The 24205-nt window shown below is 57.7% G+C and carries 20 protein-coding genes and 1 pseudogene; 8 read left to right on the top strand and 13 right to left on the bottom strand.

Features of this window, described 5'->3' with window-relative positions:
- Positions 1–166 precede the first annotated feature (166 nt).
- Entirely contained in the window at positions 167–2128 is a 1962-nt protein-coding gene (gene betT, locus ATI02_RS14255) for a choline transporter BetT (protein WP_167394911.1), read from the top strand.
- A 24-nt stretch (positions 2129–2152) separates the two neighbouring features.
- Here betT and ATI02_RS14250 read toward each other — a convergent pair whose 3' ends face one another.
- The gene (locus tag ATI02_RS14250; RefSeq protein WP_095190559.1) at positions 2153–2413 is read right to left on the bottom strand and encodes a hypothetical protein; all 261 of its coding nucleotides are present in this window, start codon (positions 2411–2413) and stop codon (positions 2153–2155) included.
- A 244-nt stretch (positions 2414–2657) separates the two neighbouring features.
- Between ATI02_RS14250 and ATI02_RS14245 the strand changes: the two are divergent.
- A pseudogene (locus ATI02_RS14245) lies at positions 2658–3245 on the top strand (LLM class flavin-dependent oxidoreductase); the annotation flags it as partial.
- Positions 3246–3298: 53 nt separating this feature from the next.
- Entirely contained in the window at positions 3299–4336 is a 1038-nt protein-coding gene (gene mgrA / locus ATI02_RS14240) for an L-glyceraldehyde 3-phosphate reductase (protein WP_100846594.1), read from the top strand.
- A 115-nt stretch (positions 4337–4451) separates the two neighbouring features.
- On the opposite strand, the gene tauD is transcribed toward mgrA, so the two are convergent.
- The 7 genes from tauD to ATI02_RS14200 all read right to left on the bottom strand — a co-directional run bounded on the left by tauD (position 4452) and on the right by ATI02_RS14200 (position 12878).
- On the bottom strand, positions 4452–5294 hold the full coding sequence (gene tauD, locus ATI02_RS14235; protein WP_100846593.1) for a taurine dioxygenase: 843 nt from the start codon (positions 5292–5294) through the stop codon (positions 4452–4454).
- Between the two features lie 143 nt (positions 5295–5437).
- Positions 5438–6271, bottom strand: coding sequence for a taurine ABC transporter permease TauC (gene tauC / locus ATI02_RS14225; protein ID WP_095190562.1), 834 nt, complete (start codon positions 6269–6271; stop codon positions 5438–5440).
- Positions 6268–7062 carry a taurine ABC transporter ATP-binding subunit gene (tauB, locus tag ATI02_RS14220; RefSeq protein WP_100846592.1) on the bottom strand — a complete coding sequence of 265 codons (795 nt, stop codon included), beginning with the start codon at positions 7060–7062 and terminating at the stop codon, positions 6268–6270. Before tauB ends, tauC begins: the two co-directional genes overlap by 4 nt.
- A gap of 16 nt (positions 7063–7078) precedes the next feature.
- The gene (gene tauA, locus ATI02_RS14215) at positions 7079–8056 is read right to left on the bottom strand and encodes a taurine ABC transporter substrate-binding protein (protein ID WP_095190564.1); all 978 of its coding nucleotides are present in this window, start codon (positions 8054–8056) and stop codon (positions 7079–7081) included.
- Between the two features lie 213 nt (positions 8057–8269).
- Complete coding sequence (gene gshA / locus ATI02_RS14210; protein ID WP_100846591.1) at positions 8270–9853, bottom strand: glutamate--cysteine ligase; 1584 nt, start codon at positions 9851–9853, stop codon at positions 8270–8272.
- Between the two features lie 317 nt (positions 9854–10170).
- Positions 10171–10554: a PaaI family thioesterase gene (locus tag ATI02_RS14205; protein ID WP_095190566.1), complete on the bottom strand. Its 384-nt coding sequence runs from the start codon at positions 10552–10554 to the stop codon at positions 10171–10173.
- Positions 10554–12878, bottom strand: a complete 2325-nt coding sequence (locus ATI02_RS14200; RefSeq protein WP_100846590.1) for a Tex family protein — start codon at positions 12876–12878, stop codon at positions 10554–10556. Before ATI02_RS14200 ends, ATI02_RS14205 begins: the two co-directional genes overlap by 1 nt.
- Positions 12879–13236: 358 nt before the next feature.
- Here ATI02_RS14200 and ompR point away from each other — a divergent pair, with 358 nt between their 5' ends.
- Together ompR and ATI02_RS14190 are read left to right on the top strand one after the other, a co-directional pair.
- Positions 13237–13977 carry an osmolarity response regulator transcription factor OmpR gene (gene ompR, locus ATI02_RS14195; RefSeq protein ID WP_095190568.1) on the top strand — a complete coding sequence of 247 codons (741 nt, stop codon included), beginning with the start codon at positions 13237–13239 and terminating at the stop codon, positions 13975–13977.
- Positions 13978–14091: 114 nt separating this feature from the next.
- Positions 14092–15405 (top strand): ATP-binding protein, encoded by a 1314-nt coding sequence (locus tag ATI02_RS14190; RefSeq protein WP_095190569.1) that lies wholly within the window; start codon positions 14092–14094, stop codon positions 15403–15405.
- A gap of 137 nt (positions 15406–15542) precedes the next feature.
- On the opposite strand, the gene rimK is transcribed toward ATI02_RS14190, so the two are convergent.
- Together rimK and rimB are read right to left on the bottom strand one after the other, a co-directional pair.
- Positions 15543–16448, bottom strand: a complete 906-nt coding sequence (rimK, locus tag ATI02_RS14185; RefSeq protein WP_007952690.1) for a 30S ribosomal protein S6--L-glutamate ligase — start codon at positions 16446–16448, stop codon at positions 15543–15545.
- A complete protein-coding gene (rimB, locus tag ATI02_RS14180; protein ID WP_095190570.1) occupies positions 16445–16924 on the bottom strand; it encodes a retropepsin-like aspartic endopeptidase RimB in 480 nt (159 codons plus the stop codon). The genes rimK and rimB overlap by 4 nt, the downstream gene beginning before the upstream one ends.
- A gap of 216 nt (positions 16925–17140) precedes the next feature.
- Here rimB and ATI02_RS14175 point away from each other — a divergent pair, with 216 nt between their 5' ends.
- A complete protein-coding gene (locus ATI02_RS14175; RefSeq protein WP_095190571.1) occupies positions 17141–17548 on the top strand; it encodes an Hsp15 family ribosome-associated heat shock protein in 408 nt (135 codons plus the stop codon).
- A gap of 147 nt (positions 17549–17695) precedes the next feature.
- On the opposite strand, the gene ATI02_RS14170 is transcribed toward ATI02_RS14175, so the two are convergent.
- Positions 17696–18496, bottom strand: a complete 801-nt coding sequence (locus ATI02_RS14170; RefSeq protein WP_100846589.1) for a phosphatase PAP2 family protein — start codon at positions 18494–18496, stop codon at positions 17696–17698.
- Between the two features lie 105 nt (positions 18497–18601).
- Between ATI02_RS14170 and hslO the strand changes: the two genes are divergently transcribed.
- Complete coding sequence (gene hslO / locus ATI02_RS14165) at positions 18602–19504, top strand: Hsp33 family molecular chaperone HslO (RefSeq protein ID WP_095190573.1); 903 nt, start codon at positions 18602–18604, stop codon at positions 19502–19504.
- 181 nt (positions 19505–19685) lie between these two features.
- Complete coding sequence (locus tag ATI02_RS14160; protein ID WP_100846588.1) at positions 19686–21227, top strand: phosphoenolpyruvate carboxykinase; 1542 nt, start codon at positions 19686–19688, stop codon at positions 21225–21227.
- A gap of 70 nt (positions 21228–21297) precedes the next feature.
- Here ATI02_RS14160 and ATI02_RS14155 read toward each other — a convergent pair whose 3' ends face one another.
- Both ATI02_RS14155 and ATI02_RS32010 read right to left on the bottom strand, forming a co-directional pair.
- On the bottom strand, positions 21298–23268 hold the full coding sequence (locus tag ATI02_RS14155; protein ID WP_100846587.1) for an AAA family ATPase: 1971 nt from the start codon (positions 23266–23268) through the stop codon (positions 21298–21300).
- 78 nt (positions 23269–23346) lie between these two features.
- Positions 23347–23901 (bottom strand): AAA family ATPase, encoded by a 555-nt coding sequence (locus tag ATI02_RS32010; RefSeq protein WP_107646999.1) that lies wholly within the window; start codon positions 23899–23901, stop codon positions 23347–23349.
- Between the last annotated feature and the right edge of the window lie 304 nt (positions 23902–24205).

The following is a 24205-nucleotide window of genomic DNA, read 5'->3' as shown; positions in this document are numbered from 1 at the left end:
ATCCATGTTTAACTTGAACGTTCATTCAAGTTAAACCGGTGGTTCGCTGCCCGCTCACAACAGGAGGCTTGCCTTTGCTGAGTCCGATCATTTCAGCCACGTTTCAACCCCTCGAGGTGCATGCTTCATGAGTGCATCGTCTACCCCCGCCAGCGGTCTGGTGCGCATGAATCCGCCGGTGTTCTACTTCGCCGCGACGGTCATTCTGCTGTTTGGTCTCGTGGTCATCGCCATGCCCGAACAGGCCGGTGCCTGGCTGCTGGAAGCGCAAAACTGGGCGGCCAACACGGTCGGCTGGTACTACATGCTCGCGATGACGCTGTATCTGGTCTTCGTGGTGGTCACCGCGTTATCCGGCTACGGCAAGATAAAACTCGGTGCCGACCACGACGAGCCCGAATTCAGTTACCTGTCCTGGGCCGGCATGCTCTTCGCCGCCGGGATCAGCATCACGCTGTTCTTCTTCTGCGTGTCCGAACCGCTGACCCACATGCTCCAGCCGCCGCAAGGCGAGGCCGGTACAGCGGAGGCTGCGCGTCAGGCGATGCAGGTTCTGTTTCTGCACTGGGGCCTGCACGGCTGGGGCGTTTTTGCCTTTGTCGGCATGGCGCTGGCGTACTTCGCGTATCGGCATAACCTGCCACTGGCCCTGCGTTCGGCGCTGTATCCACTGATCGGCAAACGCATCAACGGCCCCATCGGTTATGCAGTGGATGGCTTCGGCATCATCGCCACGGTGTTTGGTCTTGGCGCTGACATGGGCTTCGGCGTGTTGCACCTCAACTCGGGCCTCGACTACCTGTTTGGCATCGCTCATACCCAGTGGATTCAGGTCGGCCTGATCACGCTGATGATGGGCGCGGCGATCATCGTTGCCGTCTCCGGTGTGGATAAAGGCGTGCGGGTGATGTCTGACATCAACATGCTGCTGGCCTGTGCGCTGCTGCTGTTCGTGTTGTTCGCAGGTCCCACCCAGCACCTGCTCAACACCCTGATCCAGAACGTCGGCGACTACCTCGGTGCCTTGCCGATGAAGAGTTTCGACCTCTATGCCTACGACAAACCGAGCGACTGGCTCGGTGGCTGGACCGTGTTTTACTGGGCCTGGTGGATCGCATGGTCGCCGTTCGTGGGCCTGTTCATCGCCCGGATTTCCCGTGGCCGCACCATCCGTGAGTTCGTCTTCGGTGTGCTGCTGATCCCGCTCGGTTTCACCCTGGCGTGGATGTCGATTTTCGGCAACAGCGCCCTTGATCAAGTGCTCAACCACGGCATGAGCGCACTTGGCATGTCGGCCATCGACAACCCGTCGATGAGCATTTATCTGTTGCTGGAAACCTACCCGTGGAGCAAAACCGTCATCGCCGTGACGGTGTTCATCAGCTTCGTGTTCTTCGTCACCTCCGCCGACTCCGGCACCGTGGTGCTTTCGACGCTGTCGGCCAAGGGCGGCAACCCGGATGAAGACGGGCCGAAATGGCTGCGGGTATTCTGGGGCGCGATGACCGCGCTGATCACCAGCGCGCTGCTGTTCTCTGGCAGTATCGATGCGCTGAAATCAGCGGTAGTGCTGACCTCGTTGCCGTTCTCGCTGATTCTGCTGCTGATGATGTGGGGCCTGCACAAGGCGTTCTATCTCGAATCGCAGAAGCAGATCGCGCAACTGCATTCGCTGGCGCCGGTGTCGGGTGCGCGACGTGGCACGGGGGGCTGGCGCCAGCGCTTGAGTCAGGCCGTGCACTTCCCGTCGCGTGATGAGGTGTACCGCTTCATGGACACCACCGTGCGCCCGGCGATTGAAGAAGTGACCGCGGTGTTCGTCGAGAAAGGCCTGAACGTGGTCACCCAGCCGGATCCGGCGCATGACAACGTCAGCCTGGAAATCGGCCACGGCGAGCAGCATCCGTTCATTTATCAGGTGCAGATGCGCGGCTACTTCACGCCATCATTTGCGCGTGGCGGTATGGGCTCCAAACAGCTCAACAACCGCCGCTATTACCGCGCCGAAGTGCATCTGAGCGAGGGCAGTCAGGACTACGATCTGGTCGGCTACACCAAGGAGCAGATCATCAACGACATCCTCGACCAGTACGAGCGCCACATGCAGTTCCTGCACCTGGTGCGTTGATCATGAGCTGAGCGTCGGGACGTTTTACGACTCGGCGCTCAGCACCATGAACAACACCATCGCCGCCAGCGGCACGCCATATACCGCACTGCCGATCACCAGTTCCGATCCCACGGACTGGCCGGCATGCACCACCCCCACCGCGCCATTAATCACCGTCAATGCCAGCCACAGCGCGGCGAAGCCGTAGGCCATGGTCTGACGGCTGAAGCCGATGCGCTCACCGATGTAGAGCATCAGGGCGAGCAGAACCAGGCCGAAGAAAATGATGATGGCGGTGTGCATAGACTTGCCTTCGGGATATGTGGTGCTTGATCCGCCGCCTTCGCGGGCAAGCCCGCTCCCACAGGGATTGGCGTCGTTCACAGATTTTGTGTTCAACGCAGAAACCTGTGGGAGCGGGCTTGCCCGCGAATGGGCCGCCTCGGTGTCCTTTAGAGCATAGCCAATTCAGTCCTCGCCCTATTCGTCAGGTGCTTTCGCGTTCGATAACGGGCTCTGGGACAGTTGGGAGGACAACGGGACCGGCGCCCAAGCGTTTTATGCCGCCCTCAAAGGACGTTTGCCCAAGTACGGGCGCAGTGCCGATTCGCTGAAGATCATGCCCGGGGTTTTCGTCGTGGTCGGGCAAACAGAGGCCCAGGCGCAGGAAAAATTTGAAACGTTTCAGCAATTGGTCGAACCCGAGGTTGGCGTCGCCTTGCTTGGGCGTATGCTGGGCAACTTCGACTTGTCGAAGTACCCGCTGGACGGGCCGATGCCTGAGCTACCGCTGACGGAAAGCGGCCAGCAGAGCCGGCAGAAACTGCTGACAGAATTGGCGGGCCGGGAGAACCTGAGCCTTGCCGAACTCGGTCGCAAGATTGCCGGTGGGCGAGGGCATTACAGCCTGGTCGGTACCCCCGAGCAGATCGCTGATCGCTTGCAGGAATGGTTCGAACAGGGCGCGGCCGACGGTTTCAATGTGCTGGTGCCGCATTTGCCGGGCGGGCTCGAAGACTTCGCCACTGGCGTGGTCCCGGAACTGCAACGGCGCGGGTTGTTCAGAACTGAGTATGAAGGTCGGACGTTGCGCCAGAACGTTGGGCTTGCCCGACCCGGCAATAGATTTGTGTAACACCCTTCGCGAGCAGGTCGACACCCATTTCAAGACAGACAAGAGAGGATTCGATGACTTACACCGCTGCCGAAAACCGCTACGACTCCATCCCTTACCGCCGCGTCGGGCGCAGCGGTCTGGTGCTGCCGGCGCTGTCGCTGGGCCTGTGGCACAACTTCGGTGACAGCACGCCGATCGACACCCAGCGCGCCTTGCTGCGTACCGCGTTCGACCTGGGGATCAACCACTTCGACCTGGCCAACAACTACGGCCCGCCGTACGGCAGCGCCGAGACCAACTTCGGCCGCCTGCTGCGCGAAGACTTCAAGCAGTACCGCGACGAGTTGATCATCTCCAGCAAGGCCGGTTGGGACATGTGGCCCGGCCCTTACGGCCAGGGTGGTGGCTCACGCAAATACGTGCTGGCCAGCCTCGACCAGAGCCTGCAACGCCTCGGTCTGGACTATGTGGATATCTTCTATTCGCACCGCTTCGACCCGGACACCCCGCTGGAAGAAACTGCTAGCGCCCTCGCCACTGCGGTGCAACAAGGCAAGGCGTTGTACATCGGCATCTCCTCGTATTCCGGGGTGAAAACCCGCGAGATCGCCGCGCTGCTCAAAGAATGGAAAGTGCCGCTGCTGATTCACCAACCGGCGTACAACCTGCTCAATCGCTGGGTGGAAAAGGATCTGCTCGATACCACCGATGAACTCGGCACCGGCGTCATCGCCTTCACGCCGTTGGCGCAAGGTCTGCTGACCGACAAATACCTCAACGGCGTGCCGGCGGATGCGCGGGTCAATCGTCCGGGCGGTGGATCGTTTCAGGCTTCGCACTTGTCCGAAGCCAACATTGCCCACGTGCGTGCGTTGAACGAGATCGCCAAACGTCGCGGTCAGAGCCTGGCGCAACTGGCACTGGCCTGGACGCTGCGTGACCCACGAGTGACCTCGGCATTGATCGGCGCAAGCCGGCCGGAGCAGATTATCGAGAACGTCGGGGCGTTGAAGAATTTGAGCTTTAGCGCTGAGGAACTGGCGGAGATTGACCGGTTTGCCCAAGAGGGCGGGATCAATCTTTGGGAGAAGCCTTCGACGGCGGAATAAGTTTCAAGCTCAAAAAGCTTTCGCGAGCAGGCTCGCTCCCACAGGGAAATGCGTTCCAATGTGGGAGCGAGCCTGCTCGCGAAGGAGCCGGTTCAGGTAATGAAGATGTCGGTAATTACCGAAAAAACGGCATATCCCCCAACACCGTAGCCCGCTGCATCACCCGCCGCGCCGGGCGGTAATCGTCCACCGCGTAATGCTGGGTCACGCGGTTATCCCAGAACGCAATATCGTCCTTCTGCCAGCGCCAGCGAATGGTGAACTCTGGCCGCGTCGCGTGGGCGAACAGGAACTTCAGAATCGCCTCGCTTTCGGTTTCCGACAGCTCATTGATCTTCGACGTAAAGCCTTCGTTGACGAACAACGAACGCCGTCCGCTGACCGGATGCGTGCGAATCACCGGGTGTGACAACGGCGGATTTTTGCGCCGTGCCTCTTCCCACTGCGCCAGCGCTTCGGGCGTATTGCCGTAACGCTCCAATGGGAACGAGCGAGTGAAATCGTGGGTGGCGGTCAGGCCTTCAAGCAAAGCCTTCAGCGGCGCCGACAGCGCCTCATACGCAGCAATCCCGCTGGCCCACAAGGTGTCGCCGCCAAACTCCGGCAACAACTTGGCGCTGAGCACCGCGCCCATCGCCGGCGTCGGCAGGAAGGTCACGTCGGTGTGCCAGATCGCGTTGTCGCGCACGTCGGTGACGGCGGTGTCCAGAATCAGCACTTCCGGCTGTTCCGGCACGTTCGGGTAGATCGGGTGAATGTGCAGGTCGCCAAAGTAATTAGCGAAGCGCGCCTGTTGCGAAGGCTCGATCGGCTGATTGCGGAAGAACAGCACCTGGAACTTGAGCAGCGCCTGCTCGATGGCGTCGCGGTACTCCAGGCTCAACGGCTGGCTGATGTCGACGCCGCTGATCTGTGCGCCGAGGGCCGAGCTTAACGGGGTGATATTGAGGCTGCTCATGGTGGTTCTCTAGAATTCGGGATTTAGCTTTTGTGGGAGCGAGCCTGCTCGCGAAAGCGGAGTGTCAGGCAGCAAAGATGTCGACAGAAAGTCAGCATTCGCGAGCAGGCTCGCTCCCACAGGGTTCTTTACATAGCAATTATTCAGTGCGCCTGGCCGTGCCACGGCACCAGTTTGCGTTGCAAAGCGCGCAGGCCCATTTCCATGGCGAAGGCGATCAGTGCGATGACCAGAATCCCCAGCACCACCACGTCGGTGACCAGAAATTGCGCGGCCGATTGCACCATGAAGCCCAAACCACTGGTGGCGGCAATCAGTTCAGCGGCGACCAGTGTCGACCAGCCAACCCCCAGACCAATGCGCACACCAGTGAGAATGTCCGGTAACGCGCTCGGCAGAATCACATGGCGAATCAGTTGTGCGCGGGTCGCACCCAGTGACTGTGCGGCGCGCAATTTCGCCGGGTCGACGGTGCGCACGCCGGTCGCAGTGGCAATCGCGATCGGCGCGAAAATCGCCAGGTAGATCAGCAGCACTTTCGACAACTCGCCAATGCCGCACCAGATCACAATCAGCGGCAGGTAGGCGAGCGGTGGGATAGGGCGGTAGAACTCGATCAACGGATCCAGTACGCCGCGAGCGATGCGGTTGGCGCCAATGGCGATGCCCACCGGCACAGCGGTCAGAATCGCAAAGCCAAGGCCCAGTCCGATGCGGCTCAGGCTCGCGCCCAAATGCTGCCAAAGGGTCGAGTCCATGTAACCGGTAGTCGCCAGCAACCAGCCTTTTTGCAACACGGCGGACGGCGGCGGCAGGAACAGCGGCTCGATCAATCCAGTGGCGGTCACCGCCCACCAGACCGCCAGCAAGGCGAACAAGGTCAACAGGCTGATCCAGCGTGTGCTGAGACTGCGGCGCAGCGGAACCGCCACTGATGGGGTTTTCACTGCCGGGGCGGAAACGTCGTAACTGCTCATGCACGCTCCTGCCGTTGCACGGCGCTGCGTTGCGAGAACACTTTGCTCAGCACGTGCTCGCGGGTTTCGATAAACCGCGGGTCGGACTTGATCGCGCGGGCGGACTCACCAGCGGCGTAGCGCTGACCGAAATCCAGATGCAGACGCTCGACGATCTGCCCCGGATTCGGCGCGAGCAGAATCAGGTCAGTGGCGAGGAACACCGCTTCTTCAATGTCGTGGGTAATCAGGAACACCGGTTTGGCGGTGCGCTGCCAGACTTGCAGCAACAGCTCCTGCATTTGTTCGCGGGTGAAGGCATCAAGCGCGCCGAAGGGTTCGTCCATCAGCAACACGCGCGGGTCGGCAGCGAGTGCGCGGGCGAGGCCGACGCGTTGTTTCTGGCCGCCGGACAGTTGCCAGATACGACGGCTTTCGAAACCGGCAAGATCGACCAGCGCGAGCATCTCGCGAGCGCGCTGTTCGCGTTTGTTCCTGGCCACACCGGCCAGTTCCAGACCGAAAGCCACGTTGGCCAACACGTCCTGCCAAGGCAGCAGAGCGTCGTCCTGGAACACCACGCCGCGCTCTGCGCTTGGGCCTTTGACCGGCACGCCATCGAGGGTGATGCGCCCGGCGCTCGGTTCGACGAAACCGGCAATCAGGTTCAACAGAGAAGTCTTGCCACTGCCGGACGGGCCGAGGGCCACCAGCAATTGCTGAGGCCCCAGGGTCAGAGAAATATCCGCCAGCACCGGTGTCGGGCTGCCCGGGTACTGTGCGCTGATGCGCTCCAGCTGTAGCAAGGCCATCGCGGTTACCTCCCGATCAGTTGGTGATGTATTTGGCGCTGACGTACGGCGCGTAGTCGGGCAGAACCGCTTCGACCTTGCCTTGCTCCTTGAGGAACGCGGCGGTGTCGGTGATGGCTTTGGTGGTCGGTGCGCCGAGGTCGCTGACCTGATCCGCTGCCAGCGGGTAGACGTTGCCCTGCAGCAGCAACGGAATGTCGCTGGCCTTGGCGCCGGAGAGCTTCACCAGTTTGTCGACGTTGGCTTGATCGGCGAGCCAGGCTTTCGGGTCTTTGCGGTAATCGGCGTAGGCGTCGAGGGTGACTTTGGCGAATGCCCGGACGATTTCCGGGTGCTTCTCGGCGAAGTCTTTGCGCACGATCCACGCATCGAAGGTCGGCGCGCCGAACTTGGCGAGTTCACCGGAAGTGATCAGCACTTTGCCGTTTTCCTTGGCCACGCCGAGGGCCGGATCCCACACGTAAGTGGCGTCGATATCACCGCGTTTCCACGCCGCGATGATCGCTGGCGGCGCGAGGTTGAGCACGGTGACTTTGGAAGGATCGATGTTCCAGTGCTTCAGCGCGGCGAGCAGGCTGTAGTGACCGGTGGACACGAACGGCACGGCGATTTTCTTGCCGACCAGATCCTGTGGCGTCTTGATCCCGGAGCCGTCGCGAGCGACCAACGCTTCGGCAGCGCCGATCTGGGTGGCGATGAGGAAAGTTTCGACCGGGACTTTGCGGGTGATAGCCGCGGTCAGCGGGCTCGAACCCAGATAGCCGATCTGCACGTCACCGGAGGCAATGGCCGCGATGATGTCCGCGCCGTTGTCGAATTTGCGCCAGCTGATGTCGGCCTTGGTGGCTTTTTCATAAGCGCCGTCGGCCTGAGCGACTTTCGCCGGGTCAACGGTGGTTTGGTAGGCGACGGTGAGGTCGGCAGCCTGCGCCAGAAAGCTCGCGGCAGCCAACGAGGCCACGGCCAGCAGGCGAAGCGGGAAATTCAGTTTCATTGAACAGCTCCATATCAGGCGACCGAGCGTCGGCGTGAAAGGAGACTAAATGATCTAAGAATCTAAAAATAAATAACTTTTTAGAATGAGCTTATGAGCGGAAAAATCTAAGGCGCGGGGGATATTGATCGTTCCCACGCTCTGCGTGGGAATGCAGCCGATGACGCTCCGCGTCACCTGGACGCGGAGCGTGGGAACGATGCAAGGCAACGCTTAGTTACTGATCGCCAAAATGCTCGCCTGATATGACCCGACAAACACATCGAAATCGCCCACTTCGTTCTGCTCCAGCTCAGCCTGTGCCGCCAGCGAAGTACGCGCCAGTTCTTCAAACTTCGCCTGCTCTTCCGCCGCCAATGGCTCACTACGGAAAAACTCGGCATGCGCCTGGCTCTGACGCAGGGAGAACTGCGCAAAGCTTTCCTTGTGCTCAGCCATCGCCGCCAACACCTGCGCCGAAGGCGTCAGCGACGGATCGCTGACCTTGGCCAGTTGTGCATCCAGCGCCTTGCTGTGTGCATCGCCGCCATGGCTTTGATCCAGCAGCGCTGCCAGTGGCGCGATTTGCTCCAGCAGTTCTGCTGCCCACGTTTTCATCTCGACCGATTCCCCGTCACGCTGCAATTGCAGGCCCGGACGGCGACCTTCCTTGACCACGCTGAGGAAGTTCGCGGTCGCGTTGCCGCAACTGGTGTTGGTCAGCAGCGGGCTGTCATTCAGTGCGCAATACAGCAGGAACGCATCGAGGAAGCGCGACTCGGTCAGATCGATGCCCATCGGCAGGAACGGGTTGATGTCCAGGCAACGCACTTCGACGTACTGAATGCCACGGGCCACCAGCGCCTGGATCGGCCGCTCGCCGGTGTAGGTCACACGTTTCGGGCGGATGTTGGAGTAGTACTCGTTTTCGATTTGCAGGATGTTGGTGTTCAACTGAACCCACTCGCCATCCTTGTGCGTGCCGACTTCAACGTAAGGCGCGTAAGGCGTGGCCACGGCTTTGCGCAGGCTGTCGGTGTAGCTGGCCAGATCGTTGTAGCACGGCGTCAGGCCAGCCTGGGCGTTGCTCTGGTAACCGAGGTCGCTCATGCGCAGGCTGGTCGCGTACGGCAGATACAGGGTGTCCGGGTCCAGTTGTTCCAGTTGATGCGAACGACCGCGCAGGAAACCTGCATCCAGTGCAGGCGAGGCACCGAACAGGTACATCAGCAGCCAGCTGTAACGACGGAAGTTGCGGATCAGCGCGATGTAGGAAAACGACTGGAAATCGCGGTCGGTGCCGACGAAACCTTCGGCTTCCTTCAGCAGCGGCCAGAGTTTTTCCGGCAGGGAGAAGTTGTAGTGAATCCCGGCGATGCACTGCATGGTCTTGCCGTAACGCAGGGCCAGACCCTTGCGGTAGACATACTTGAGCTGACCGATGTTGGAGGTGCCGTAATAGGCGATCGGGATATCTTCCTCGGCCGGCAACGGGCACGGCATCGATGGACTCCACAGGTACTCGCTGCCGAGTTTGCTGTAGGCAAAACGATGAATCTTGTCCAGGCTCGCCAGCGTGTCGGCCGGATCGGGCAGGGCAGGCGTGATGAACTCCAGCAGCGACTCGGAATAATCGGTGGTGATTTGTTCATTGGTCAGCGCGGAACCCAAGGCTTCCGGGTGCGGCGTTTGCGCCAGACGACCTTCGCTGGTCACGCGCAGGCATTCACGTTCGATACCGTGAAGGCACTGTTCGAGCAGAGAGAGGTTGGCGCGCTCACCGAGCAGAGCCAGGCGGCGGTTGAGAAGTTCGCTCAATTTGGATTCCTTCACGCGTCAGTCGCCCCAATATGGGGGTGGGCAGGACGGTCTACAAGGGTGAAGTTGAAACTGGCGTTTTCGCCTGGTTTTTCGGGCCTGGAAGCCCCCGTTGAAACGCCAACTTCATTCCCTGAATCTGGCTGATGCACACGAAGATTATGCGATCCCTGTGGGAGCGGGCTTGCTCGCGAAGAGGGCGTGTCAGTCAACATCAATTCGCCTGACACACCGCCTTCGCGAGCAAGCCCGCTCCCACAGAAAAGCTCGACGCTGCGATCACAGCGCCGAAATTAACTCAAAATGATGAACAACATCTACAGGACAGCGAACGTGCCTTGCGCTTTTGCGACCAGTTTGTCGCCCTGCATCACGTCGGCTTCGACCACCAACGTGCGGCGGCCCGGGTGGATGACCCGTGCCGTGCACAGCACCTCACCGTCAGAAACGGCGCGGATGTAGTTGATCTTGCACTCGATGGTCGCGCTCTGCTGATCGAAGCCATGAACGCTGGAACAGGCCAGCCCCATGGCGATGTCGACCAGACTGAACAGCGCGCCGCCGTGCAACTTGCCGCCGCGATTGCGCAGTTCCGGTTCCAGCCCCAGGGCGACTTGCGCCACCCCGGTTTCCAGGCTGTGCAGGCGGCAGCCCAACAGCTTGAAAAACGCGCTCTCGACGAGCCCGGCCGGAATCTCCATCAGCGTTTTTTCAACTGCTTGGCGTTGGCGAACAGCGAAGCCATCGCATTGTTCACCGGCGCGGCGGTGGTGGTTTCCTTGCGTGGCGCGTTGTTCGAAGGCTGGCGTTGCGCCGAGCCCGGGCGCGAGCCACGGGCGCCATCGATCTTCTCGCCCGGGGTGTCACCCATGCGCATCGACAAGCCAACGCGTTTGCGCGGAATGTCGACTTCCATGACCTTCACTTTCACCACGTCACCGGCCTTCACCGCTTCACGTGGATCCTTGATGAACTTCTCCGACAGCGCCGAGATGTGTACCAGACCGTCCTGATGCACGCCGATGTCGACGAACGCGCCGAACGCGGTCACGTTGGTCACGACGCCTTCGAGGATCATCCCCAGTTGCAGGTCCTTGAGGTCTTCGACGCCTTCCTGGAACTCGGCAGTCTTGAACTCCGGACGCGGGTCGCGGCCCGGTTTTTCCAGTTCCTGGAGGATGTCGGTTACGGTCGGCAGACCGAAGGTCTCGTCGGTGAACTTCTTCGGATCCAGACGCTTGAGGAACCCGGCATCGCCGATCAGCGAGCGGATGTCGCGGTCGGTTTCAGCGGCAATGCGCTGCACCAGCGGATAGGCTTCCGGGTGAACCGCCGAGGAATCCAGCGGGTTGTCGCCGTTCATCACGCGCAAGAAACCGGCGGCCTGTTCGAAGGTTTTTTCGCCCAGACGCGCGACTTTCTTCAGCGCTGCGCGGGTTTTGAACGCGCCGTGCTCGTCGCGGTGCGCCACGATGTTCTGCGCCAGTGTTGCGTTTAGGCCGGAGATCCGTGCCAGTAGCGCCACGGAAGCCGTGTTCACGTCGACGCCGACGGCGTTCACGCAGTCCTCGACCACAGCGTCCAGACCGCGCGCCAGTTTCAGTTGCGACACGTCGTGCTGATACTGGCCGACACCGATGGATTTCGGATCGATCTTCACCAGTTCAGCGAGCGGATCCTGCAAGCGACGGGCAATCGATACCGCGCCACGGATCGACACGTCCAGATCCGGGAATTCCTTGGCTGCCAGTTCCGATGCCGAGTACACCGATGCGCCCGCCTCGGAGACCATGACCTTGGTCATCTTCATTGCTGGGTATTTTTTGATCAGCTCGATCGCCAGTTTGTCGGTTTCGCGGCTGGCGGTGCCGTTGCCGATGGCAATCAGGTCAACCGAGTGCTTGGCGCACAGGGCCGCCAGAATGGCGATGGTCTGATCCCATTTGTTGTGCGGCACGTGCGGGTAAACCGTGGCGTGATCGAGCAGTTTGCCGGTCGAATCGACCACCGCCACCTTGCAACCGGTACGCAGGCCCGGGTCAAGGCCCAGGGTTGCGCGCGGACCGGCCGGAGCAGCCAGCAGCAGGTCGTGCAGGTTGTGAGCGAAGACGTTGATCGCCTCGGTTTCGGCGCCGTCGCGCAACTCGCCCAGCAGGTCGGTTTCGAGATGCGTGTAGAGCTTGACCTTCCACGTCCAGCGCACCACCTCACCGAGCCATTTGTCGGCCGGACGGTTCTGGTTCTGGATGCCGAATTGCTGGCCGATCATGCCTTCGCACGGGTGCATGGTGCCCGGCAGTTCGTCGCCGACTTTCAACGCGGAGCTGAGAATGCCTTCGTTGCGGCCACGGAAGATCGCCAGGGCGCGGTGCGACGGCATGCTTTTCAGCGGTTCGTCGTGTTCGAAGTAATCGCGGAACTTGGCGCCTTCTTCTTCCTTGCCGGCGATCACGCGGGCACTGAGGGTCGCTTCCTGCTTGAGGTAGGTACGCAGTTTTTCCAGCAGGCTGGCGTCTTCGGCGAAACGCTCCATCAGGATGTATTTGGCGCCTTCGAGCGCTGCCTTCACATCGGCCACGCCTTTTTCGGCGTCGACGAAGCGTGCGGCTTCGGCTTCCGGGGCCAGGTTCGGGTCGTTGAACAGGCTGTCGGCCAGGTCGCCGAGGCCGGCTTCCAGGGCGATCTGGCCCTTGGTGCGGCGCTTCTGCTTGTACGGCAGGTACAAGTCTTCGAGGCGGGTCTTGGTGTCGGCGAGTTTGATGTCGCGCTCGAGGGCAGGGGTGAGTTTGCCTTGCTCTTCGATGCTGGCGAGGATGCTGATGCGCCGTTCGTCGAGTTCTCGCAGGTAGCGCAGACGCTCTTCCAGATGACGCAACTGGGTGTCATCGAGGCTGCCGGTGACTTCTTTCCGGTAACGGGCGATGAAGGGAACGGTAGAGCCTTCATCGAGTAGCGCGACGGCCGCTTCGACCTGTTGTGGGCGTACGCCGAGTTCCTCGGCGATGCGGCTGTTGATGCTGTCCATAAAACCACCTGACATATTGTGAAAGCAGGCTCGCAGGCACGGAAATAAAGGCCCGGAGTCTGGTTGAGCGGCTGGAAAATTGCCGCTGCCTGGGTCAAAAGGCAGTCCATTGACCCGTGAAATCGAACAATTACTGCGGTCGCCAGGAAAAAAGCCCGGCCACCTGCGGTAACGATTCAGACGTTGCCTGGCACAAAACGCCGCGCATTATAACCAGCGTTCTGTCATTCGGGGGTGTCACAGTCTGTAGGCTTAAACCCCGGTTTTCTGGCAGTGAAGGAAAAATCTGCTAACAATGCACACGGTGCGTATAACGACAGCTACGCCATAATGCGCGCCGAGCTAAAAGGAGCATCTAATGAGCAGCACTGCACAAACTGCTGAAGGCGAAAAAATTCTCATCGTTGACGACGATCCGGGGCTGAGCAGCCTGCTGGAGCGGTTTTTCGTCAGCAAGGGCTACCGTGCCCGTACCGTACCGAACACCGAGCAAATGGATCGTCTGCTCTCGCGTGAGGTCTTCAATCTGGTCGTCCTCGACCTGATGCTGCCCGGCGAAGACGGTCTGACCGCTTGCCGTCGTCTGCGGGCGGCGAACAACCAGATCCCGATCATCATGCTCACCGCCAAGGGCGATGAGATGAGCCGCATCAAGGGCCTGGAACTGGGTGCCGACGATTACCTGGCCAAACCGTTCAACCCGGACGAGCTGATGGCCCGGGTCAAAGCGGTACTGCGTCGCCAGGCCGCACCGGTACCGGGCGCGCCGGGCAGCGAAGACGAAAACGTCACCTTCGGTGATTACGTGCTGTCGCTGGCCACCCGTGAACTGAAACGCGGCGACGAAGTACACATGCTCACCACCGGTGAGTTTGCGGTACTCAAGGCCCTGGTCATGAACGCGCGTCAGCCACTGACCCGCGACAAACTGATGAACCTGGCCCGTGGCCGCGAATGGGATGCTCTTGAGCGTTCCATCGACGTGCAGATTTCCCGTCTGCGCCGGATGATCGAACCCGATCCGTCGAAACCGCGCTACATCCAGACTGTCTGGGGCGTGGGCTACGTGTTTGTTCCGGATGGCACTGCCACCAAGTGATCGGTGATTTGTAGGAGCGAGTCTGCCGGGTGCTGGTCGAACGGCCATCCCCGCAGACTCGCAATCCGCAATATGCGAGCATTGCTCGCTCCTGCAAGTGTGTAGCGGTTATTGATGAAAACCCCCGTCTGGTTCCCCCAAAGTTTTTTCTCTCGCACCCTTTGGCTGGTGCTCATTGTCGTGCTGTTTTCCAAGGCGCTGACCCTGGTTTATCTGTTGATGAACGAGGACGTGCTAGTGGACCGCCAATACAGCCACGGCGTCGCCCTGACGCTGCGCGCCTATTGGGCCGCTGATGAAGAAAATCGCGCGAAGATCGCTGACGCCGCAACCCTGATCCGGGTGGTGGGCGCCGGTGTGCCGGAAGGCGAACAGCACTGGCCGTACAGCGAAATCTACCAGCGGCAAATGCAGGCGGAGCTGGGCGCGGACACCGAAGTGCGCTTACGCATGCACTCGCCGCCGGCGCTGTGGGTTCGCGCGCCGAGCCTGGGTGATGGCTGGCTGAAAGTCCCGCTGTACCCGCACCCGTTGCGCGGCCAGAAAATCTGGAACGTGCTCGGTTGGTTCCTGGCCATCGGTTTGCTGTCGACGGCGTCGGCGTGGATTTTCGTCAGCCAGCTCAACCAGCCCTTGAAGCGGCTGGTCTATGCCGCCCGGCAACTCGGTCAGGGCCGCAGCGTGCGCCTGCCGATCAGCGACACGCCGAGCGAAATGACCGAGGTGTATCGCGCCTTCAATCAGATGGCCGAAGACGTCGAACAGGCCGGACGCGAGCGTGAACTGATGCTCGCCGGGGTTTCACATGATTTACGCACACCTTTGACCCGTTTGCGCCTGTCACTGGAATTGATGGGCGACCGCAACGACCTGACCGACGACATGGTGCGTGACATCGAAGACATGGACGCGATTCTCGACCAGTTCCTCGCGTTCATTCGCGATGGTCGCGATGAGTCGGTGGAAGAGGTCGATCTCAGCGACCTGGTGCGCGAAGTCGCGGCACCGTACAACCAGACCGAAGAGAAAGTTCGCTTGCGTCTGGAGCCGATCCAGCCGTTTCCGTTACGTCGGGTTTCGATGAAGCGCTTGTTGAATAACCTGATCGGCAACGCCTTGAATCATGCCGGCAGTGGCGTTGAAGTCGCGGCTTATGTGTCCGGTGACACCAGCGCCCCCTATGTGGTGCTGAGTGTGATGGACCGTGGCGCAGGGATTGATCCGTCGGAGCTTGAGGCGATTTTCAACCCGTTCACCCGTGGCGACCGTGCGCGCGGCGGCAAGGGTACTGGATTGGGATTGGCGATCGTGAAGCGGATTGCTTCGATGCATGGCGGCAATGTTGAGTTGCGTAATCGGTCCGGTGGTGGACTGGAGGCGCGGGTAAGGTTGCCGTTGGGGTTGATGTTGCCGCGGGATGCTGTTTAAACACTGAATCTTCGTTGAAGCTAATGGCACCTTCGCGAGCAGGCTCGCTCCCACATTGACCGTGTTCTTCCTGAAGGAATGCGATCAACTGTGGGAGCGAGCCTGCTCGCGATGGCGGCCGTCTTGCCGCCGCAGAATTAGCCCTTGCCTTTGGTCCGGGTCATGTTCGGCCCGCCATTCTTCTCAAGATGCTCAATGATGATCCCCGCCACGTTCTTGCCGGTGGTGGTCTCGATCCCCTCCAATCCCGGCGACGAGTTCACCTCCATCACCAACGGCCCGTGATTGGATCGCAGGATATCCACGCCCGCGACCGACAGGCCCATGACTTTCGCCGCACGCAACGCCGTCATGCGTTCTTCCGGGGTGATCTTGATCAGGCTGGCGCTGCCGCCGCGATGCAGGTTGGAGCGGAACTCCCCCGGTTTGGCCTGACGCTTCATCGCCGCGATCACCTTGTCGCCGACCACGAAGCAGCGAATGTCCGCACCGCCAGCCTCCTTGATGTACTCCTGAACCATGATGTTCTGCTTCAGGCCCATGAACGCTTCGATCACCGACTCGGCGGCGGTCGCGGTTTCACACAGCACCACACCGATACCCTGGGTGCCTTCCAGCACTTTGATCACCAGTGGCGCGCCGTTGACCATGTCGATCAGGTCGGGAATATCATCCGGCGAGTGGGCAAATCCGGTCACCGGCAAACCGATGCCGCGGCGCGACAACAACTGCAACGAACGCAATTTGTCGCGCGAGCGGGCGATGGCCACCGATTCATTCAGCGGAAACACCCCCATCATTTCGAACTGGCGCAAGACCGCGCAGCCATAGAACGTCACCGACGCCCCGATCCGCGGAATCACGGCGTCGAAGCCTTCCAGCGGTTTGCCGCGATAGTGGATCTGCGGCTTGTGGCTGGCGATGTTCATGTAGGCGCGCAAGGTGTCGATCACGACCATTTCATGCCCGCGTTCGGTGCCGGCTTCAACCAGACGACGGGTGGAATACAGACGCGGGTTCCGCGACAGCACAGCGATCTTCATGCAACACCTGTGGAGGAGGTAGATACCGGGAACACCGGCTTGTCTTGTACATATTTGATGCCCGGATTGACCACCAGGTGGCCGTCGATCAAGGCTTTGGAGCCGAGCAACAGGCGATAGCGCATGGACTTGCGGCAGGCGAGGGTGAACTCGATCGGCCAGACCCGATCACCCAGGGCCAGTGTCGTGCTGATCACGTAGCGTTCCTGGGTATGACCGTTGGAGCTTTTAATGGTTTTACGCGTCACCAGCGGCGCTTCACAGCGCCGGTGACGCAACTGCACCACCGTGCCCAGATGCGCGGTGAAGCGCACCCACTTCTTACCGTCGCGTTCGAACGGTTCGATGTCGGTGGCATGCAAGCTGGAGGTGCTGGCGCCGGTGTCAATTTTTGCCCGCAGGCCCGCGACTCCCAAATCCGGGAGCGCCACCCACTCGCGCAGACCGACAACGGTCAAATGGTCAAATGTCTTCAAAAAAATGCTCAACCGTGACAACCGCTCAGCCCGCAGGGGCCGGATTCGCGGTATTCACGCAGAATAAGGGTTAAAAGGCGACAGATTTCTACAGCCCGCAATACCAGCCCCTGAAGCAGGTACCAGAATGGGTGCATTGTAATCCGGGATGCTGCAATTCATGGCACGACAGAAACGGTAGTACAGTTCACCCATATTTCAGAATGAGGACATTCCATGGCACAAAAAAGCGAAGAGGACGACAAGGTCCGTCTCGATAAGTGGCTATGGGCAGCGCGTTTTTATAAAACCCGTGCCTTGGCCAAAGCGGCGATCGAGAGTGGCAAGGTGCATTGTCGAGGCGAGCGCTGCAAGCCTGGCAAAGAGCCACGCATTGGCGATGAATTCGAGATTCGCACCGGTTTCGAAGTGCGCACGGTGAGGGTCGAGGCGTTGTCCATCGTGCGTCGTGGCGCGCCTGAGGCACAGACGTTGTATGCCGAGACCGAAGTGAGTGTTGAAAAGCGTGAGGCGGCTGCGGCGATGCGCAAGGCCGGGGCGCTGGGCGTGAGCACCGATGGCAAACCGAGCAAGAAGCAGCGGCGGGACTTGTTCAAGTTTCGTGGGAACAGCAATGCCGAGTAGGGCGATGTTCAATGGTGTCTGTGCCGTCCCTTTCGCGAGCAAGCTCGCTCTCACAGTTGACCGAGTTGCTTTAGCGCTACGCGGTCATTGTAGGAGCGAGCTTGCTCGCGAATCGAGTCCGCAGCACTCGCCCTGAACAACTCGATATCAGGCGCTACGCACCACACTCATCCGCGAAACAACCGGCAGTTTGCCGAGCAGATTGAAAATCGGCGCTGTCACCTTCAGCCAGAAATTTGCTGCGTGATACGCAAACGGCGTGTAGTAGCCCCAGCCTAACGCCCACACCGCCAGCAATACACCACCGATGTAATCGTCCTGACCCCAATGCGCGCCGGCCACCAGCCGCGGCAGCATGAACAGCAAGGTCAGCCCCCAGATCGTCAGGAACTGCCCGGTCGTGCGGCTGAGCATGCCCATGAACAGCGCCCAGATCAACAGCACCGAAGCATGGTCACCGGGAAAGCTCTGGCTCGAGCGATCCTTCAGCTCCCAGGTCTTTTCCAGATGCGGGAAGTAATCGCTCATGTGAACGGCGCCTTGCAGCATCATCGACGGGCTGCTGTGCTGCCAGTCCATGTAATCGGCGAACTTGGAAAACAGCGCGCGGATCACCACCATCAACAACAGGATCGACAGGAAACCGAAAAACGCCCGGCGTACATCAATGGCCTTGAATACCCAGTCGCCCTTGATCAGCAGCGTCAGCAGAATCAGCCCGACCACGATGTCGAACGGGCGCAGACTTGCAATTGCCCAGATGTGGAGCCATATCGGGTTGCTGGCCAGCGGTGCATTGAGCGAGCGGAACAGCCACTCGTCGAAAATCACACACAGCGAGTTGCCCGTAGGCCATAACCAGAAAGCCAGTAGCGCTAATGGCACTACGTTGCACAGAACCAGCCGGCCGAGGTTCCACCTTGATTGGAACAAACCCGGATTGTTCATAAAATGCCTCCCATGGCTAAGCAGCAAGCACCAAAAAGGGTGCCAAGAAGCGCAAATTTTTATGTTTTGTAACCATTTTGTCATCACTTTCAGATACCCAGACCTATGACCGACCTAACGGATACCGATTTCACCCAACGCTTCATCTTCGATGACAGCGACACCCGCGGCGAACTGGTCGCGCTTGAGCGCAGCTACGCTGAAGTCCTCGCCAAACACCCGTACCCGGAGCCGGTTGCGCAATTGCTGGGCGAGTTGATGGCGGCCGCCTCCTTGCTGGTGGGCACGCTGAAGTTCGACGGCTTGCTGATTCTGCAGGCGCGTTCCGAAGGCCCGATCCCGATGTTGATGATCGAATGCTCCAGCGAGCGCGAAATCCGTGGCCTGGCGCGTTACAACGCCGATCAGATTGCGGCAGATGCGACCCTCAGCGACTTGATGCCCAACGGGGTTCTGGCCCTGACCGTCGACCCGACTGTCGGCCAGCGCTATCAAGGCATCGTCGATCTTGATGGCGAAACCCTGTCCGATTGCTTCACCAACTACTTCGTCATGTCGCAACAGGTCGGTACCCGCTTCAAGTTGTTCGCTGACGGTCGTCGTGCCCGTGGCCTGCTGCTGCAACAACTGCCGGCCGATCGCCTGAAAGACGAAGAAGATCGCGCCGCCAGTTGGCAGCACATCACCGCATTGGCCAGCACCCTGACCGCCGATGAGCTGTTGAGCCTGGACAACGAAACCGTGCTGCACCGCCTCTACCATGAAGAGCAAGTGCGCCTGTTCGATGTGCAGCGTCTGCACTTCCATTGCAGTTGCTCGCGGGAACGCTCGGGCACTGCGTTGGTCAGTCTGGGTCTGGAAGATGCGCAGGCGCTGGTGGCCGAACAGGGCGGCAAAATCGAGATCGATTGCCAGTTCTGCAACGAGCGTTACGTCTACGATGCGGCCGATATCGCTCAATTGTTCGCTGGTGCGGGCGTCGACACGCCGTCAGATACCCGGCACTAAAACGGTTCAGCGCAGGTAAATTCACTGCGTAACGACGGAATTTCGCCGTTACGACGGGAGGACCCTACTCTTTTTGGGCTTTTCTGGCATAATCCGGCCCACTTTTTTCGCGGTAGTAGTGCACGACTTTCTACTACAAAACGTTTGGAGCACACTCGGCCACTGGCCGACGGGGAACCTCATGACGCAAGCCAATAACGCCGTGTACACCGATCTGAGTGTTGATGATCTGGTAAAAGAAGCCCTGAACCGCGGTGAAGGCGAGCTTGCCGATACCGGCGCTCTGGTTGTCCGCACCGGTCATCGCACCGGCCGTTCGCCAGTCGACCGTTTCATCGTTGAAGAGCCTTCCACCCAGGCCGCTATCGCCTGGGGCCCGATCAACCGCAAGTTCCCGGCCGACAAGTTCGATGCCTTGTGGGCTCGCGTAGAAGCCTTCAACAACGCGCAAGAGCACTTCGTTTCCCACGTGCATGTAGGCGCGGCTGAAGATCACTACCTGGCCGTGAAAATGACCACCCAGACTGCCTGGCAGAATCTGTTCGGTCGTTGCCTGTTCATCAACCCGGCCCAGTACAACCCGGCTGGCCGTGATGAGTGGCAAGTGCTCAACGTCGCCAATTTCGAGTGCGTGCCTGAGCGTGACGGCACCAACTCCGACGGCTGCGTGATCATTAACTTCGCACAGAAAAAAGTGCTGATCGCTGGCATGCGTTACGCCGGCGAGATGAAGAAAGCCATGTTCTCCGTGCAGAACTTCCTGCTGCCGGCCGCTGACGTGCTGCCAATGCACTGCGCTGCCAACATCGGCGAAGAAGGCGACGTGACCCTGTTCTTCGGTCTGTCCGGCACCGGCAAGACCACCCTGTCCGCCGACGAAAGCCGTTACCTGATCGGTGACGACGAACACGGCTGGGGCGAAGGCGTTGTCTTCAACATCGAAGGCGGTTGCTACGCCAAGTGCATCGACTTGTCCGAGAAGAACGAGCCGGTCATCTGGAAAGCCATCAAGCACGGCGCTGTGCTGGAAAACGTTGTCATTGACGATGCCAAGCATGCTGACTATGCCGATGTCAGCCTGACCCAGAACAGCCGCGCTGCGTACCCGCTGGAACACGTTGCCAAGCGTTCCGAGCACAACCTCGGTGGCGAGCCGAACGCTGTGATCTTCCTGACCTGCGACCTGACCGGCGTCCTGCCGCCAGTGTCGATCCTCAACGAAGAACAAGCGGCCTACCACTTCCTGTCTGGTTACACCGCTCTGGTGGGCTCGACTGAAATGGGTTCGGGCAGCGGCATCAAGTCGACTTTTTCCACCTGCTTCGGCGCACCGTTCTTCCCGCGCCCGGCCGGCGAATACGCAGAGCTGCTGATCAAGCGTATCCGCGGCTTCGGCTCCAAGGTCTACCTGGTCAACACCGGCTGGACCGGCGGTGGCTACGGCGTCGGCAAACGCTTCAACATCCCGACCACCCGTGCGGTAATCGCAGCGATCCAGAGCGGCGCGCTGATCGGTGCCGCCACCGAGCACCTCGACACCATCAACCTCGACGTGCCACTGGCCGTACCGGGCGTTGAAACCAACCTGCTCAACCCGCGCAACACCTGGGCTGACAAGGCTGCTTACGACGAGGCTGCCAAGGCATTGGCCGGTCTGTTCATCGAGAACTTCAAGAAGTTCGAAGTGAGCGACGCGATCAAGGCTGCTGGGCCTAAGTTGTAAGCGTTGGTTTGTAGTGAATGAAAAAGCCGCCCTTTAGGAGCGGCTTTTTTGTGGGTTTTAAAAAGTTATACTAATTTCTCTTTCTGATATTGGTTAACTCCTGCTCAAAATCTTTAATGAGATTGATGTCTTCGAGTATTTCATTTGCTGCTGGCATTGATTCATATACACCTGGTGCGCAGTCGTGCCCCTTAAATAATCCGCTACACTTAGCCATCGCATTGCTTACTTTGTCCAAATCTTCGTCGCAAATATCTTTCAGTTTATTTAGGCGTTGCGTTTGTACTCCTCGGCCAAATCGCTCTACCACTTTGTTTAGCAGTTTTTCCTCTACTAGTCTTTCCCAGGCTTCTCTTAAGAAGCCGTAGAATTGCCCGGCGAGTTTGTTGTATTCAGACTCTGTATCATTAGCTTCTGATTTTTTTAGCTCACCATAAAGCACGTTAAGATATTTGATTCTTTTTGCCGTGGTGAGCGCATCCCATGGTGGGGAGTTTCTAACAATCCCAGTCGAGGTCATGTTTCTGTCTAGACTGGTAATTTGAAGTGTGTAACTAGGGTCAGATTCTGCTGCCTCAAGTAAAAATTTGAGGAAAACGATCTCGTGGGTAAATATTATGACTTGCCTCACGAGAGACTCTTTCATGAGTCGATTGGCGATTTTTAAACGCCACTTATGATCTAAAGAATTTACGGGGTCGTCGAAAATTACGCCCGATGCCCTGTTGTCTGCCCGCAGCTCTGCAAAAATGCTAGCGAGAGCAAGGCATTTTTGTTCTCCTTCACTAGCAATTTGATGGACGCTAGCTGTTGTAGACTCCGGGAGTACTATTTTAAATAGTTGGGATCCAGTGGCGTTTCTCGTATTTGCTTCAACAGAGTAGTGTTTGAATCCAAGGAGGCGTAGCTCATCCGTAAAGTGGCTCTTCAGTGAAGCAGTTAAGTAGACTTCACTAATTTCTGAGCTTAGGGTCGTGATTTTTCTCGTAGTGGTTTGTTCTCTTATCTTCTCGTAAATCTCAAGTGTCTTTCTGCGTTTTATTTCGAGTTCAATTGTAGCTTTGTTATCTGTTACGAGTTTTTTGGCGATTAATTCTTTTTCTGTGGTTTCTTTAGAGGTGATTAGCAGAGCCATATTTTTTTCATCTACTAAGCTGGCTACTTCTTTGTTGATTTCGTTTAGTTGATTTTCAAGCGTGTCTACGATGCTTTCATCAAGATCACTAGCTTTAGTCTTTATAATGTCGATATCTTCGTCTAGTAGTGTTTTTATTCTTGATGAGTAGCTTGAGCTGTAGGTCGATATCTTTTCTCGAAATCCTACTATTCTGTTTTCAAGGTCTATAACTATTTGTTCAAATATTGATAGGTCGAAAGCTGTTGTTTCTAATTCTTTTTTTCGCTGATCTTTTGCTGTTTTCGCGCTATTTGCTGTTTTTTGTATTTCGTCCTTAATATAGGTTTCAAATTTATCCAGCCTTTTGCCTGCTTCATCACCGATAGGCTGTAAGCATAGTGGGCAATTCTCACCAGCCTTCGGTGGAAAACCTCCTACAGGTGACACATCCATCACAAAGGCTTTAGCCGATGTCCATAAGGTCTTCCACACCTCATTTCCAATTTTCTGAATCGGAAGGTTTGCGAACGTACTAGTTCTAAGTTTTTCTGATGCGTCGTAGGTTTCCCGTTGGTTTTCGATAAGCTTCGCGAAGCCTGCGAAACTCTCCTCAGAGATTAATGTGTTTGCTTTTTTTAAAGTATTTAGTAGGGGTTTGGCAGAGTTGACTATTTTTATTAGGTTTTTTTTAAGTTCTTCAGCGGATTGTGATTTAAGAGTTCTAAGCTCTGTTTGAATGTTGTTTAAATCAAGCAGTTCTTGCTCAGTTATGCAAAATGAAGCAAGTTCGCTTGAGGAAGTTTTTGCAGAAAGCGAATTTATGAATTTACCTGCTTTTGTAGAGAGTTCAGCTGCAGGAACTACTATAGGGGTTTTAAGAGGTTTTATTTTTTCGTCGACTGTAGTTCGTATTTTGTTACACATGTCAACTAGTTCGTCTAGTATGTGAAGGCCTGCAGGTCGGTAGTCTAACTCCCCTTCTTTTTCTATATAGTGAAATGCTTACTTTGAATCGAATACGCGAATTGATTTTAGAGCTATTATTTCGTCGCCTTTGTATGTCCAGTTAATGTCATTAAAAGCCAATCCCCCTTCGTTAAACGAAATTTTTGCATTTGAATTAAGTTTTGAGGGTGTAAAAGCATTTCCTATGACGGCTGGTTTTTCACCTCGAGTCAAACATGCATTTTTCAAGATCCTAGAGTAGCTTGATTTGCCTGAACCATTATCTCCATAGATAACGGTTAACCCTATGTTTGAGAACTTTAAAACTTGGGTGTTTTCCAAGGCTGAGATATTTTCTGTAGGTCCAATTGAGCTTAATGTTACTGGCTTTTCCTCTATTTCAAAACCTTCTGCCGAGATGCTTGAATTATAATTTTCATAATCTTCGATTGACTCTGGAAAGCCAGATTCTCTTCGAGCCAATTTATAGATTAATTCTTGATTTGCTCCTGTAAGCTCTTGTTTTTCTATAAGCAGTCTAATTGTGTGTTTCCACCAAATCGGTCGACCAGTTTTATTAGCCCACTCCACTATCTTTGCTATAGCAGTCATTATTTTGCTCCTGTTTTTTGTTTTTATCGTCGTGCATGACTTATTTGTTGCGTATAAGGCGTTGCTAATGCGTCTTGCGGTAATTAAATTTTCATACGGTTATTTTTGTTTTCATTAAGGCGAGCGCGTATTTGCCACTCTTTACGAGACTAGCGGAGAAGCGTCATATTGCGAGTATTTGGATAGCAAAAAGGCCTCCGACCTTCGTCGGAGATCTCGTAGAGTCTAAATTGTGCAGGGGGTAGTTTGGCAGGAGAAAAAATTCGGACACCCGTCGGTGCAGAATATTCGGAGAGCGATAGGT

It is taken from the genome of Pseudomonas baetica (assembly GCF_002813455.1).
Taxonomy (GTDB): domain Bacteria; phylum Pseudomonadota; class Gammaproteobacteria; order Pseudomonadales; family Pseudomonadaceae; genus Aquipseudomonas; species Aquipseudomonas baetica.
The sequence above is the reverse complement of the archived record's forward strand: the minus strand, read 5'-3'. Positions and strand labels throughout refer to the sequence as shown.

Bases quoted from the DNA above. Each gene is read 5' to 3' on its own strand.
- tauA (WP_095190564.1), bottom strand. From the start codon at position 8,056: ATGAAACTGAATTTCCCGCTTCGCCTGCTGGCCGTGGCCTCGTTGGCT.
- ATI02_RS14190 (WP_095190569.1), top strand. From the start codon at position 14,092: ATGAAAACCCCCGTCTGGTTCCCCCAAAGTTTTTTCTCTCGCACCCTT.
- ATI02_RS14160 (WP_100846588.1), top strand. From the start codon at position 19,686: ATGACGCAAGCCAATAACGCCGTGTACACCGATCTGAGTGTTGATGAT.
- ompR (WP_095190568.1), top strand. From the start codon at position 13,237: ATGAGCAGCACTGCACAAACTGCTGAAGGCGAAAAAATTCTCATCGTT.
- hslO (WP_095190573.1), top strand. From the start codon at position 18,602: ATGACCGACCTAACGGATACCGATTTCACCCAACGCTTCATCTTCGAT.
- ATI02_RS14250 (WP_095190559.1), bottom strand. From the start codon at position 2,413: ATGCACACCGCCATCATCATTTTCTTCGGCCTGGTTCTGCTCGCCCTG.
- tauB (WP_100846592.1), bottom strand. From the start codon at position 7,062: ATGGCCTTGCTACAGCTGGAGCGCATCAGCGCACAGTACCCGGGCAGC.
- ATI02_RS14205 (WP_095190566.1), bottom strand. From the start codon at position 10,554: ATGGAGATTCCGGCCGGGCTCGTCGAGAGCGCGTTTTTCAAGCTGTTG.
- ATI02_RS32010 (WP_107646999.1), bottom strand. From the start codon at position 23,901: ATGACTGCTATAGCAAAGATAGTGGAGTGGGCTAATAAAACTGGTCGA.
- ATI02_RS14155 (WP_100846587.1), bottom strand. From the start codon at position 23,268: ATGTGTAACAAAATACGAACTACAGTCGACGAAAAAATAAAACCTCTT.
- tauC (WP_095190562.1), bottom strand. From the start codon at position 6,271: ATGAGCAGTTACGACGTTTCCGCCCCGGCAGTGAAAACCCCATCAGTG.
- betT (WP_167394911.1), top strand. From the start codon at position 167: ATGAATCCGCCGGTGTTCTACTTCGCCGCGACGGTCATTCTGCTGTTT.
- ATI02_RS14170 (WP_100846589.1), bottom strand. From the start codon at position 18,496: ATGAACAATCCGGGTTTGTTCCAATCAAGGTGGAACCTCGGCCGGCTG.
- ATI02_RS14175 (WP_095190571.1), top strand. From the start codon at position 17,141: ATGGCACAAAAAAGCGAAGAGGACGACAAGGTCCGTCTCGATAAGTGG.
- rimK (WP_007952690.1), bottom strand. From the start codon at position 16,448: ATGAAGATCGCTGTGCTGTCGCGGAACCCGCGTCTGTATTCCACCCGT.
- ATI02_RS14200 (WP_100846590.1), bottom strand. From the start codon at position 12,878: ATGGACAGCATCAACAGCCGCATCGCCGAGGAACTCGGCGTACGCCCA.
- mgrA (WP_100846594.1), top strand. From the start codon at position 3,299: ATGACTTACACCGCTGCCGAAAACCGCTACGACTCCATCCCTTACCGC.
- tauD (WP_100846593.1), bottom strand. From the start codon at position 5,294: ATGAGCAGCCTCAATATCACCCCGTTAAGCTCGGCCCTCGGCGCACAG.